This is a genomic window from Delftia acidovorans NBRC 14950 (genome assembly GCF_001598795.1).
GTDB lineage: Bacteria > Pseudomonadota > Gammaproteobacteria > Burkholderiales > Burkholderiaceae_C > Comamonas > Comamonas acidovorans.
This window is the reverse complement of the sequence record NZ_BCZP01000021.1, coordinates 23,340-36,011: the sequence shown is the minus strand read 5'-3', so window position 1 is coordinate 36,011 and position 12,672 is coordinate 23,340. Positions and strand designations below refer to the sequence as shown.

The following is a 12,672-nucleotide window of genomic DNA, read 5'->3' as shown; positions in this document are numbered from 1 at the left end:
CTCACCGGCTTTCTTCACCTGGCAAGGCTGGCCCGCTCAGTCCACTCACGCCGTTCAACCCGCTGTCCGCCGTCACCAGCACGCCCGCCGAAACGATGTAGTCGGCCGCGCTTTCGATGTCGCCGCGCAGCGCCTCCTTCGCGGCTGGCGCATCGCCGCGGCGCAGGGCCTCGACCAGGCGCGCATGGTGGCCGACCGCCACCTGTTCGCTCACGCGGCGCGAGCCCGAGCGCATGTCGTGGTTGAGGATGGGACCTATGCGAAGCCACAGCGCCTCGATCATCTGCAGCAGCATGGGCATGCCGGCCGCGCTGTAGACGGCGAAGTGGAAATCCTTGTTGAAGGCGATGAGCCGCGCGCCGTCCGGCGAGGCGCTGGCCATCTCGGCCGCAAAGCGGTCCTGCAGTGCGGCGATGCGTTCCAGCTCGGCGGCCGGCAGTTGCCGGGCCGCCTGCTCCGTGGCCAGGCCTTCGAGGTTGACGCGGATGCGCGTGATCTCGCGGAAGGCGCTTTCCGTCATCAACGGCACGCGCAGCGCGCGGTTGGGCGTGAGTTCCAGCGCCTGCTCGGCCACCAGCCGGTGCACGGCCTCGCGCACGGGCATGACGCTGACGCCCAGCGCGCTGGCCGTGGTGCGCAGGGAGATCTGCTCGCCCGGAATCATCTGGCCCGTGATCAGCAATTCCCTGAGCTGTGCATAGACATCGCTGCTGAGGGTCTGGCGTTTGAGTGGGGTGACTAGTTCGTTGATGGCCATGGCGGCGATGGTAGCGCGGCGCCGCCGCTGTCATGGCGCATAGGGTATTCACCATATTTGATCTGTGATCACAGATACAAAATCCAAACCCAACCCGAATCCCTTTCACCTTTGTTTGAGTTCCCAAGGAGTCCCCGCATGTGGAAAAACGATCTTCTGGCCGGCCAGCGCGTCCTGGTGACGGCGGGCGCCGCCGGAATCGGCCTGGAAATCAGCCGCGCCTTTGCCGAGGCCGGCGCGCGCGTCATGGTCTGTGACGTGGCCCAGGCCAGCCTGGATGCGCTGGCTGCCGCCCTGCCCGGCGCCAGCGGCCGTCTTGCCGATGTGTCGGATGCCTTGCAGATGCAGGCCCTGTTCAAGGCCGTGGACAACGAGTTGGGCGGCCTGGACATCCTCGTCAACAACGCCGGGGTGGCAGGCCCCACGGGCGCGGTGGAGACGCTGGACCTGGCCGACTGGCAGCGCACGCTGGATGTGAACATCACCGGCGCCTTCCTGTGCACGCGGCTGGCCGTGCCCCGGCTTCGGCAATCGGCACGCGAGGGCCGGCAGGCGGCCATCGTCAACCTGTCTTCGGCGGCAGGCCATCTGGGCATGCCGGGCCGCACGGCCTATTCGGCGTCCAAGTGGGCCGTGATCGGCCTGACCAAGTCGCTGGCACTGGAGCTGGGCGCCGACGGCATCCGGATGAACGCCATCCTGCCGGGCGCCGTGGACGGCCCGCGCATCCGCGATGTGATTGCCGCCAAGGCGCAGGCACGCGGCATGCCGCTGGAGGACGTCACGCGCAGCTACACGCACCAGGCCGCGCTGGGCCGCATGGCCACGGCGCGCGACATTGCCAACATGGCCGTGTTTGCCGCCAGCCCGCTGGCCGGCCATGTCACGGGCCAGGAGCTGGCCGTCGATGGCCTGACCCAGGCGCTGAGCTGAGCGCCCTCTCCTCCTCTACTCCTCTCGCCTTTTCACCGTTTGCAAGGACCTTCCATGGCCACCCGCACCAAAGCCATCATCACCTGCGCGCCCACGGGCGCCATCCACACGCCCAGCATGTCGCCCCACCTGCCCGTGACGGCCGAGCAGATTGCGCGCGCCGCCATCGATGCCGCCGAGGCCGGCGCCGCCATCGTGCACCTGCATGCCCGCGATCCCCGCGACGGGCGCCCTTCGCAGGACCCTGAGCTGTTCCGCCCCTTTCTCAAGGCGATCCGGGCCGAAAGCGATGCCATCGTCAACATCACCACGGGCGGCAGCCCGCACATGACGGTGCAAGAGCGCATGCGGCCCGTGACCGAGTTCCAGCCCGAGCTGGCCTCGCTGAACATGGGCTCGATGAACTTCGGCCTGTTCCCCATGCTGGAGCGCTTCAAGAACCTGGAACACGCCTGGGAGCGCGAGCACCTGGAAAACAGCCGCAACCTGGTCTTCAAGAACACCTTTGCCGATATCGAAGGCATCCTGCGCCTGGGCCAGGCCCAGGGCACGCGCTTCGAGTTCGAGTGCTACGACATCAGCCACCTGCACAACCTGGCGCATTTCGTGGACCGGGGGCTGGTGCAGGGGCCCGTGTTCGTGCAGTCGGTGTTCGGCATCCTGGGCGGCATCGGCGGCCACCCGGAGGACCTGATGCACATGCGCCGCACGGCCGACCGCCTGCTGGGCAGCAACTACCAGTGGTCCATCCTGGGCGCCGGGCGCAACCAGCTGCCGCTGGCCACCATGGGCGCGGCCATGGGCTCGCATGTGCGCGTGGGGCTGGAAGACTCTCTGTGGATAGGCCCGGGGCAGCTGGCCACCTCCAGCGCCGAGCAGGTGCGCCGCATCCGCACCGTGCTCGAGGCCCTGAATGTCGACGTCGCCACGCCTGACGAGGCGCGCAGCATGCTGGGCCTCAAGGGTGCGGCCAATGTGGCCTTCTGAGCCCCCTTTCCCCCCATCCAGCACATAGCACCAGAGCCTGCAGCAGCAGGCCGGGCCGGTCCCTGGAAGTTCCGCCCCACGCCCCCCAAGCCTTGAAGGAGACAAGCACCATGTCCAGCCATTCCGTCCATGCGCCGCCGCCAGTTCCTGGCAATGCGGCCAGCAGTGCCAGCGCGGCGCTCAACGCCCGCATCTTCCGCAGGCTGATGCCGCTGCTGGTGCTGTCCTATGTGATCAGCTTCATAGACCGCACCAACATTGCGCTGGCCAAGTCGCACATCGAGGTGGACCTGGGCATCTCGGCGGCCGCCTACGGCCTGGGCGCGGGGCTGTTCTTCCTGAGCTATGCGCTGCTGGAAGTGCCCAGCAACCTGATCATGCACAGGGTGGGCGCGCGGTTCTGGATCACCCGCATCATGGTGACCTGGGGCCTGCTGTCGGCCGGCATGGCCTTCATCACCGGAGAGACCTCGTTCTACGTGATGCGCGTGCTGCTGGGCGCGGCCGAGGCGGGGCTGTTCCCCGGCGTGATGCTCTACCTGACCTACTGGTTCGGCCGCGAGGAACGGGCCCGCGCCATCGGCTACTTCCTGCTGGGCGTGTGCATTGCCAACATCCTCAGCGGCCCCGTGGGCGGCGCGCTGCTGCAGATGGACGGCTTCCTGGGCTGGCATGGCTGGCAGTGGATGTTCGTGATCGAGGGCCTGCCCGCCGTGGCCCTGGCCTGGGTGGTCTGGAAGAAGCTGCCCGACGGTCCGGCCAGCGCGCCCTGGCTGACGGCCGCCGAATCGCGCGAGGTACTGCAACGCCTGCAGGCCGAGCAGGACCAGCAGGCCGGCGCCGGCCAGGTGGGCCACTCGCTCCGGGACTGCCTGCGCGACCGCCAGATCTGGCTGGCCATCCTTGTCTACTTCTGCCACCAGATCAGCATCTACACGGTGATCTTCTTCCTGCCGGGCATCATCGGCACCTACGGCCAGCTCTCGCCGCTGCAGATCGGCACGCTCAACTCCGTGCCCTGGATCGCAGCGGCCATCGGTGCGGCCTGGCTGCCGCGCTTTGCCACCCACCCGCAGCGCTGCCGGCGCATGCTGCTGGCGGGCCTGGCCACCATGGCCGCCGGCCTGCTGGTGGCCGCGCTGGCGGGCAAGGCCTCGCCAGCCCTGGGCCTGCTGGGTTTCAGCCTGACGGCGCTGATGTTCTTCGTGGTGCAGTCCGTGGTCTTCCTGTTTCCCGCCTCGCGGCTGGCGGGCGCGGGGCTGGCGGGCGGCATAGCCCTGGTCAATACCTGCGGCCTGGTGGGCGGCTTCATCGGCCCCACTGTGATGGGGATGATCGAACAGGCCACGGGCAGCACGCGCAACGGCCTGTTCATCATGGCGGGCCTGCTGGTGGTGGCCGCCCTGGCATCCACCCGGCTGCGCCAGGGCCAGGAGACGCCGTGATGACGGCCTCTTCCCCGCCGCAGGCCGCGCTGTAGGTCAATCTCCTGTATGCGGGCCTGCCGGCTGCCCGCCAGCGCGTCCCGGGCCTTGGCAAGCGGTTTCATGGCGATAGGATGGACCGAACCCCATTTAGCGGCCCCCTGCGCCATGACAGACACAGCGACCGACACAGCGAACCACAGCCCCGCCACGCCAGCACCCCACCGCCCAGCCCGCCGCCGCTGGCTGCGCGCCCTTTTGTGGACGGTGTCGGCCCTGGTGCTGCTGCTCGCCGCGGTTGTGGTCCTGATTGCCACCTTCGACTGGAACCGGGCCAAGCCCTGGGTCAACGAACGCGTCAGCGAAAGCACCGGCCGCCACTTCGCCATTGAAGGCGATCTGCGCCTGCGCTGGACATGGCCCCAGCCCCTGGACCAGGGCTGGCGCCATTGGGTCCCGGGCGTGACCATCGAGGCCGAGCAACTGGCCCTGGGCCAGCCCGAAGGCTGGCAGGTCGAGCAGGAACCGGCCAAGGGCAGCGACGAACTGCCAGCCCTGCCCGCGCCGCCCGACCATCTGAACAAGGGCCGGCTGCCCGAAGACCCACCCATGGGCCAGCGCAAGGACCAGCCAAAAGGGAAAACGAAGGCCAAGGAAGGGGACGCGCAGGCCAGCCGCCCCGCACGCGATATCGATACCGACAGCATCGCCCTTTCCGACGAAAAGCTGGCGCCTCCGGCGCGCGATGCCGCCACCATGGCCACGGCCGCGCGCGCCACGGCCAGCCTGCGGCTGTGGCCGCTGCTGGGCCGGCATGTGCTGCTGGACCATCTGCAACTGGAAGGCCCTGACCTGGTCTTTGCCCGGCGCAAGGATGGCAGCAACAACTGGACCTTCAAGCGCCCCGAGTCCACAGGGCCGCGCTGGCGCTTTCAGATAGCGCAATTGAGCCTGCGCGGGGGCCTGGTGGGCTGGAGCGATGGCGTGCGCCAGATGGCGGTGCGCGCACGTCTGGACAGCCTTGTGCAGCCGCCCAGTCCAGACTTTCCGTATGGCATGCGCTTCGGCCTGACCGGGCGCATCGCCAAGGCCACGGTCGAGGCCCAGGGCCTCATCGGCCCCGTGCTGGACCTGCAAAGCGAACAGGCACGCTTTCCCGTGAAGCTGTGGGCCCATGCGGGCAGCCTGCGCGCCCGGGCCGAGGGCATTCTCGACAATCCCAGGGCGCTCAAGGGCATGGACCTGCAGGTGCGCCTACGCGGCTCCAGCATGGCCGACCTGTTCCCGCTGACGGGTCTGCTGCTGCCGCGCACACCGCCCTTCGACACCAATGGCCATCTGGTCGGCAGCCTGGAGCCGGGGCGCGCCGTCTGGGATTACGAGGAATTCGATGGCCGCGTGGGCCAGAGCGATCTGCGCGGCACGCTGCACTACGCATCGGGCAAGCCGCGCCCCAAGCTCAGCGGCGATCTGGCCTCGCGCAAGCTGCGCCTGGCCGACCTGGGGCCGGTGGTGGGAGCACCGTCCACCAAGCAGGGCCAGAAGACCCGGCAGGCGGCCAGCGGCAAGGCCCTGCCCACGCAGCGCTTTGACACCAGCAAGTGGAATGCCATGGACATGGATGTGCGCTTCAAGAGCGACCGCATCGAGCGCCCCCAGGCCCTGCCCATCGAGGACTTCAGCGTGCATGCCGTCATGGACAACGGCGTGCTGCGCCTGTCTCCGCTGCGCTTCGGCATGGCCAAGGGCCGGCTGGACATCGAGGCCGTGGTGGACAGCGGCGCCAAGCCGCCCAAGGCCAGCCTCCAGGGCAAGGTCCAGGGGCTGCAGCTGTCGGCCCTGTTCCCCGAGATCGAACTGATGAAGAAAAGCCTGGGCAGCATGGACGGCGCGCTGGGGCTGGAGGGCCGGGGCCAGTCCATTGCCGAATGGCTGGGCACCAGCTCGGGCGACATCCGCCTGTATGTGCGCGATGGCCGCTTCAGCAAGCAGCTCCTGGACCTGGCCGCGCTGAACCTGGGCAGCGTCATCGTCACCAAGCTGTTCGGCGCCGACAAGGAAGTGCAGCTCAACTGCGCCGTTGCCGACCTGACCGTGGAGCAGGGCATTGCGCGCACCCGCAACGTCAAGCTGGCCACGCCCGAGGCCATCATCGAGGCCACCGGACAGATCAGCCTGGCGCAGGAGACCATGGACCTGCGCATCGTGCCCGAGTCGCTGAAGTGGAAGTTCTTCTCGCTGCGCACGCCGCTGTATGTGCGCGGCAGTTTTGCCAATCCCAAGGTGGGCGTGGAGCCCGGCCCGCTGCTGCTGCGCGCGGGCGCGGCCGTGGCCGCCGCCGTGGTGGCGCCGGCGGCCCTGGCGCTGGTGCCGCTGACGGTGCCGGCCGCCGAGGAAGATGCGCAATGCCAGCGCCTGCTGGCAGAAAGCAGCAAGAAGTAAACGCGTGGCCAGGATGCGCGGCAAGCGCCGCGCTGCATTGGCGCAAAAAGGCTAGCAAACCCGGTGGCAATGTGACGAAATAGCGCCGCAGCACACAGGCATCGAGACGCGGCGCCGGCAGGTCAAGAGCCTCGCCAATGCACTCGCAGACGATGCGCAGGCAGCGGGCGCCCTGGCGGCAGCGCCAGCGCGCCGGCCCCGACGGCCCGTTTGCAGGAACGCCCTGCCAGAGCACCCCTTCGCTGTAGCGATCCATGCATTGCGTATTTCCCCTTAGCCCCTGCGACGGCGCAAGCCGTTGATTTCGCTTAACCTTGACGTTCGCTTTTCTCCTGTGCCAAGTCCTTTCCCCATGTCCTCCAAAGTCCAGTTCCGCCTGCGCGTATACAACGACAGCACCATTGCCATCGGTCCCGGCAAGGTGCAGTTGCTCGAAGCCATTGCCGAGGCGGGCTCCATCTCGGCTGCAGCGCGATCGCTGGGCATGTCCTACCGGCGCGCCTGGGTGCTGGTCGACGAGATGAACCGCGCGCTGCAGACGCCGGCCGTCAACACCAGCGCCGGCGGCGCCCATGGCGGCGGCGCCTCGCTCACCTCCACAGGCGAAGCCATCGTCAGGCATTACCGCTCCATAGAGACCACGGCGCGCATGGCGGCGGCGGCCGATATCGCCGCGCTGACACGCCTGCTCAATCCCCAGGGCACCGCCAGCGCATGAGCGATGCCGCCACGCAAGCCATAGGCTGCCGCCCCATCGGCCATGTGCGCAGCCGCTTCACCGACCCGGTGGGCATGCCCATACAGACGGCGGGCGCGGCCGACGAGGCCGGCCGCGTGGAGCTGCTGCCCGAGTTCGAGGCCGGGCTGCGCGACATCGAAGGCTTTGACTACCTGATCCTCATCACCCACCTGCACCAGGCCGTGGAAAAGCTGGAAGTCGTGCCCTTCATGGACGACAGCAGCCACGGCGTGTTCGCCACGCGCGCCCCGGCGCGGCCCAACCGGCTGGGCCTGTCCATCGTGCGCCTGGTGCGGCGCGAAGGACTGCTGCTGCATTTCCTGGGCAATGACATGCTGGACGGCACGCCCGTGCTCGACATCAAGCCCTACGTGCCCAGGCTGGATGTGCGCCAGACCGAGCGCATAGGCTGGTTCGGCAAGCGTATCGACCAGATGCCCGACATCCGCGCGGACGGCCGCATGGCCTGAGCCTGCAGCGGCAGCAACGGCAACAGCCCTCAGTGGAAATTGCGGCTCGCCACGCCGGCGCCGCCCAGGCGGCCCAGCCAGCGGCTCATGTCGCGGGCGCGGTGCACGATGAGATGGTGCACGGCGGGCACCTCCTGGCTGGCCTGCTCTGCAGGCGCTGGCTCGCCGCAGTTCTTGCCGCCGCCCCAATCCGAGCTGCTTTGCCAGATGCCCTCCACTGCCAGCAGCCGCGCGCCCAGCAAGGGCTCGCCCCAGCGCGTGACGGTATCGGGCCAGACCACCAGGTTGACCGTGCCCGTCTCGTCCTCCAGCGTGATGAAGAGGGTGCCCTTGGCCGTGGGCGGGCGCTGGCGCACGGTGACGATGCCGCAGGCCCGCACGCGCATGCCCGGCAGCGTGTCGCGCAGCTCCAGCGCCGTGCGAAGCCCGTGGCGGCGCAGGCGGTCACGCAGCAGGGCCAGCGGGTGGCGGCGCAGGCTCAGGCCCGTGGCCGCGTAGTCGAACAGGATTTCCTCGCCCTCGGGCGCAGCAGCCAGCTGCACGGGCGCCTCATGCACAGGCACGCCCGCGAACAGCGGGGGCTGCACCTGCAGGGCCGCCGCATCCCACATCTGCTGGCGGCGGTGGCCTGACAGGCCCTGCAGCGCATCGGCCGCCGCCAGGGCCTGCAGCTCGGCGCGCTGCAGCCGGGCGCGCAGGGCCAGGTCCTCGGTGCTCCTGAACGGTGCCTGCGCGCGGACCTGCGCCACGCGCTCGCCCGAAGTCTTTGGCAACTGCGCCACCATGCACAGACCCAGGCGCACGGCCGGCTGCGGCAGCTCGACGCCGGCAATGCGCTCGTGCGGCGCCTCCAGCGTGCAGTCCCAGTCGCTGTGGCGCACATCGACGGGCAGCACGCGCACGCCGTGGCGGCGCGCATCCTGGATCAGCTGCGAGGGGGTGTAGAAGCCCATGGGCTGGGCATTGAGCAAGGCCATCAGAAAACAGGCCGGCTCATGGCGCTTGAGCCAGGCGCTGGCATAGGCCAGCATGGCAAAGCTGTAGGCATGGCTTTCTGGGAAGCCGTATTCGCCAAAGCCCAGCATCTGGCGGAAGATGGCCTGGGCAAAATCAGCGCTGTAGCCATTGGCCAGCATGCCGTCGATCAATGGGCGCTCGAAGCGGTGCACGCCGCCCTTGCGCCGCCAGGCGGCCATGGAGCGGCGCAGCTCGTCGGCATCGCCCGCCGAGAAACCCGCCGCGATCATGGCGATCTGCATCACCTGCTCCTGGAAGATGGGCACGCCCAGCGTGCGCTTGAGCGCCTTCTCGAGCGCGGGCTTTTCCAGGACCAGCTCGCCGCCCTGCCGCCGACGCTCGCGCGCCTGCAGATAGGGATGGACCATGCCGCCCTGTATGGGGCCGGGCCGCACAATGGCGACCTCAACGACCAGGTCGTAGAACACGCGCGGTCGCAGCCGGGGCAGCATGCTCATCTGGGCGCGGCTCTCGATCTGGAAGGTGCCCACGGTGTCGGCGCGGCAGATCATGTCGTAGGTGGCGGCGTCCTCCTTGGGAATGTCGGCCAGCTCCCAGCGCGGCCCGCGCAGCGCGGCGCGTGCCTTCAGGCTGCCGCGCAGCACGGTGAGCATGCCCAAGGCCAGCACATCGACCTTGAGCAGATTCATGGTGTCCAGATCGTCCTTGTCCCACTGGATGACCGAGCGGCCCTCCATGGCGGCCGGCTCCACGGGCACCAGCCGCGTCAGCGGCCCGTCGGTCAGCACAAAGCCGCCCACGTGCTGGCTCAGGTGGCGCGGGCTGTCGCGCAGTTGCAGGGCCAGCTCCAGCCACAGCCGCGCACGCTGGGGCGACAGTTGCGGGCAGTCGTCGCCCAGCCGCTCGCGCAGCCGGGCCAGGCGCAGCAGCTTGGAGCGCACCCAGCCCAGGGCGGGGTCATCGGGCTCGGGCTCCGGCTCGGCCGCTTCGTCCTCGGCATCGCTGAACCAGTGGTGCTGCCGGGCCATGGCGTCTATCAGCACCGCATCCACGCCCAGGGCCTTGCCCGCGTCGCGCAGTGCGCCACGCGTGCGCCAGCAGCTGACCACGGCCGTCAGGGCGGCACGGTCACGGCCGTATTTTTCGTAGATGTACTGGATGACGGTCTCGCGCCGCGCGTGCTCGAAGTCCACGTCGATATCTGGGGGCTCGCTGCGCTCGCGGCTGATGAAGCGCGCGATCAACAGCGTCTGCAGAGTGGGATCGACGGCCGTGATGCCCAGGCAGAAGCAGACCACCGAGTTCGCGGCCGAACCCCGGCCCTGGCACAGGATGTCCTGACTGCGAGCGAATCGCACGATGTCGTGCACGGTGAGGAAGTACATCTCGTAGCCACAGTCGGCGATCAGCGCCAGTTCCTCTTTGAGCTTGTCGCTCACCGCGTCGGGAATGCCTTGCGGATAGCGCCCCGCCGCTCCCTGCCAGGTATGCCAGGCCAATGTCTGGCGCGCGTCCATGCCGGGCAGCACGCTTTCCTGCGGATAGTGGTAGCTGATCTCACTGAGCTTGAAATCGCAGCGCGCGGCAATCTGCAGGGTTGCATCCAGCATGGCGCGCGGATAGATGCCGCCCAGCCGAAACCGCGAGCGCAGATGTCGCTCGGCATTGGGGTGCAGCTCGAAGCCGCACTCGGCCACCGTGCAGCCCAGGCGCAGCGCCGTCACCAGGTCCTGCAGCGGCTTGCGCGAGCGCGCATGCATGTGCACGTCGCCGCAGGCCACGCAGGACAGGCCCAGCAACCCTGCCACGTCCTGCAGGCTTTGCAGCCACAGGCTGTCGTCGGGCGCCAGCAGCAGCTCCACGCCCAGCCAGCAGCCCGGCCCCAGCTGCGCCACGGCGGCCTGCACGGACTCGGCCATGGCGGGCACATCGCCGGGCAACAGCTGCGCACGCTGCGGCACAACGATGCATTCGCAGCCTTCACGCAGCAGATGCCAGGGGCTGTCCGCATCGACCAGGTACTGGCCCTTTTCGGCACGGGCGCGCGCCGCGCTGATGAATTCGCAGAGGTTGCCCCAGCCGTTCAGATCGCGCGCCAGCGCCACCACGCGCAGCGGCCCCCAGGCGAATTCGCTGCCATGGATCAGCGCCATCTCGCAGTCGCGCGCGGCCTCGAAGGCCCGCACGGCGCCGGCCACCGAGCATTCGTCGGTCAGGGCCAGCGCCTGGTAGCCCAGGGCCTTGGCGCGCTGCACCAGTTGGGCGGGCGAAGAGGCGCCGCGCAGAAAGCTGAAGTTCGACAGGCAGTGCAGCTCCGCATAGCCAGGCAGGCCCGGGCCTGATGCCATGCCGGACACCGGCCCGGTGGCCTGGGGCGGGGGCTGCAGCCGCTGCAGCTGCGGGGGCGGCGGCTCCAGCAGGATGTCCTGTTCAGCCATAGATGCCTTGCGCAAACCAGGCGGCGGGCGTCAACAGGGCCGGCATGCCTGGCAACCGCTCCGATGCAGGCGCGCGCTCGCGGTAGATCCAGACATGGCCGACAGCCGCGTTGCTGGCCACGAAATAGTCACGCACGGCCAGCGCCGCATCGGCCTGCGGCTCTCCCCACCAGCCGGCCTCCAGCCGATAGGGGCCGGCCAGCAATTGCAGTGGCCCCTGCCAGCAGGGGCGGCTGCCCTGCAGGAGCAGAGGCTGGGGCGGATCGAGCAGCCAGGGCGGCAGCAGGTCCTGCCAGGGGTTGGCCGCCTTGCGCGCATGCGCGGGCCGCCGCGGTGCCTGCGGGGTCTGCAGGGCCTCGCAGGCAGGGGTCCAGCGCTGCATGGCCTCGGGCCGGTGGTCCGATTGCAGCTGCGCCACCCGCACGCCCTGCGCACCACGGCGAGCCGAGACGCGCTCCACCCATTCATGCCAGGCCATGCCGCTGGCCGCGCCTGCCCCATCTGTCGCGCCTGCCGTCTCGCCCAGCGGCGCCGGGCCGGGCGCGGCCGGTGGCAGGCAACTGCCGGCATCGGCCGCGAAAGGCGCGGTGTCCAGCGCCACCAGCTCCAGCATGTCCGCAGGCGCGCGCCACGGCGTGCGGGCCAGGCGTTCGCGCAGCAGGCGCTCCATGTGCTCCAGCGCCTGGGCGGGCCGGGCCGTGCGGATGTCCAGCGCTTCCCAGGCCGGCAGCTGCGTGCCGTCCACGCGCCGCAGATCGTGGTGCCAGCGCAGCTGCAGGCCCAGCACACCCTGGTGGCGGGCCTGCAGCCAGGCCTGCAGCGCACGCAGCAGGGGCCGGGCGGCCTGCAGCAGGGCCTGGGCGTCGCTGGCCGGATAGCCCAGGTCGGCGCGCAATGCAAAGTGCTCGGGCAGCTCCAGCCAGTCCAGCGCATGGGGGCTGCTGCCATAGGCCTGGTCCAGCGCCAGCAGCGCCGGCAGCCCGATGCGCCGCGCCAGGCCCGCGCGCGGCAGGGCGCGCAGCTCGCCCCAGCGGCGGCAGCCCATGCGCTCCAGGGCCGGCGCATGCGGCTCCAGTGCGGGCAGTGTCCAGATGGGCAGTGCGTCGGCAGGCGGCCAGGGCTGGCGCGAATCCGTACCCTGCATGCGCCAGCGCAGACGCGCCAGCGCCTGCCATGCCGTGGCGCCCCGGGCCCAGAACGGCATCCGGGGGCCGCCCGCCTGGCCGCCCTCGGGCTGCTGTTCGCGCAGCGCGCGCAGCAGGCCCAGCAGCATGGCCTGGCGACCGCCCCACAGGCGCTCCACGCTGCCCACCTCCATCAACGCCACGGCCTGCCCTGCCCCGTACCAGAGAGCCACGCGCGGCGTCCAGCGCAGGGCCCACCAGGCCTGCTGCGCGCAGGCACTGCGTTCGCCATCACTGTCGCCGTTGCCCTGGCCATCGCCCTGCGCGACATGCAGCGGCCAGGCAATCCAGTGCAGTGCTTGATTCGGCTGTGCCATGGC

At 69.7% G+C, this 12,672-nt stretch carries 9 protein-coding genes; 6 read left to right on the top strand and 3 right to left on the bottom strand.

Annotation, left to right across the window (positions count from 1 at the left end; genetic code table 11):
• Position 1: 1 nt before the first annotated feature.
• Positions 2–757 (bottom strand): GntR family transcriptional regulator, encoded by a 756-nt coding sequence (locus DA1_RS22315; RefSeq protein WP_034394686.1) that lies wholly within the window; start codon positions 755–757, stop codon positions 2–4.
• Between the two features lie 138 nt (positions 758–895).
• Between DA1_RS22315 and DA1_RS22310 the strand changes: the two genes are divergently transcribed.
• The 6 genes from DA1_RS22310 to tsaA all read left to right on the top strand — a co-directional run bounded on the left by DA1_RS22310 (position 896) and on the right by tsaA (position 7,752).
• Positions 896–1,690 (top strand): SDR family oxidoreductase, encoded by a 795-nt coding sequence (locus tag DA1_RS22310; protein ID WP_034394689.1) that lies wholly within the window; start codon positions 896–898, stop codon positions 1,688–1,690.
• Positions 1,691–1,744: 54 nt separating this feature from the next.
• Positions 1,745–2,677 carry a 3,5-dioxohexanoate:acetyl-CoA acetone transferase gene (kce, locus tag DA1_RS22305; RefSeq protein ID WP_034394692.1) on the top strand — a complete coding sequence of 311 codons (933 nt, stop codon included), beginning with the start codon at positions 1,745–1,747 and terminating at the stop codon, positions 2,675–2,677.
• 110 nt (positions 2,678–2,787) lie between these two features.
• Positions 2,788–4,122 carry an MFS transporter gene (locus tag DA1_RS22300; protein WP_034394695.1) on the top strand — a complete coding sequence of 445 codons (1,335 nt, stop codon included), beginning with the start codon at positions 2,788–2,790 and terminating at the stop codon, positions 4,120–4,122.
• 147 nt (positions 4,123–4,269) lie between these two features.
• Positions 4,270–6,543, top strand: a complete 2,274-nt coding sequence (locus DA1_RS22295; RefSeq protein ID WP_034394699.1) for an AsmA family protein — start codon at positions 4,270–4,272, stop codon at positions 6,541–6,543.
• Between the two features lie 352 nt (positions 6,544–6,895).
• Positions 6,896–7,261, top strand: a complete 366-nt coding sequence (locus DA1_RS22290) for a winged helix-turn-helix domain-containing protein (protein ID WP_034394701.1) — start codon at positions 6,896–6,898, stop codon at positions 7,259–7,261.
• On the top strand, positions 7,258–7,752 hold the full coding sequence (tsaA, locus tag DA1_RS22285) for a tRNA (N6-threonylcarbamoyladenosine(37)-N6)-methyltransferase TrmO (RefSeq protein WP_034394704.1): 495 nt from the start codon (positions 7,258–7,260) through the stop codon (positions 7,750–7,752). The genes DA1_RS22290 and tsaA overlap by 4 nt, the downstream gene beginning before the upstream one ends.
• A 29-nt stretch (positions 7,753–7,781) precedes the next feature.
• On the opposite strand, the gene DA1_RS22280 is transcribed toward tsaA, so the two are convergent.
• Positions 7,782–11,168: an error-prone DNA polymerase gene (locus DA1_RS22280; RefSeq protein WP_034394707.1), complete on the bottom strand. Its 3,387-nt coding sequence runs from the start codon at positions 11,166–11,168 to the stop codon at positions 7,782–7,784.
• A complete protein-coding gene (locus tag DA1_RS22275; RefSeq protein WP_034394710.1) occupies positions 11,161–12,669 on the bottom strand; it encodes a Y-family DNA polymerase in 1,509 nt (502 codons plus the stop codon). Before DA1_RS22275 ends, DA1_RS22280 begins: the two co-directional genes overlap by 8 nt.
• Positions 12,670–12,672: the final 3 nt, after the last annotated feature.

Excerpts from the sequence above, each read along its gene's own strand:
- DA1_RS22315 (WP_034394686.1), bottom strand. The coding sequence starts at position 757 with ATGGCCATCAACGAACTAGTCACCCCACTCAAACGCCAGACCCTCAGC.
- DA1_RS22310 (WP_034394689.1), top strand. The coding sequence starts at position 896 with ATGTGGAAAAACGATCTTCTGGCCGGCCAGCGCGTCCTGGTGACGGCG.
- kce (WP_034394692.1), top strand. The coding sequence starts at position 1,745 with ATGGCCACCCGCACCAAAGCCATCATCACCTGCGCGCCCACGGGCGCC.
- DA1_RS22300 (WP_034394695.1), top strand. The coding sequence starts at position 2,788 with ATGTCCAGCCATTCCGTCCATGCGCCGCCGCCAGTTCCTGGCAATGCG.
- DA1_RS22295 (WP_034394699.1), top strand. The coding sequence starts at position 4,270 with ATGACAGACACAGCGACCGACACAGCGAACCACAGCCCCGCCACGCCA.
- DA1_RS22290 (WP_034394701.1), top strand. The coding sequence starts at position 6,896 with ATGTCCTCCAAAGTCCAGTTCCGCCTGCGCGTATACAACGACAGCACC.
- tsaA (WP_034394704.1), top strand. The coding sequence starts at position 7,258 with ATGAGCGATGCCGCCACGCAAGCCATAGGCTGCCGCCCCATCGGCCAT.
- DA1_RS22280 (WP_034394707.1), bottom strand. The coding sequence starts at position 11,168 with ATGGCTGAACAGGACATCCTGCTGGAGCCGCCGCCCCCGCAGCTGCAG.
- DA1_RS22275 (WP_034394710.1), bottom strand. The coding sequence starts at position 12,669 with ATGGCACAGCCGAATCAAGCACTGCACTGGATTGCCTGGCCGCTGCAT.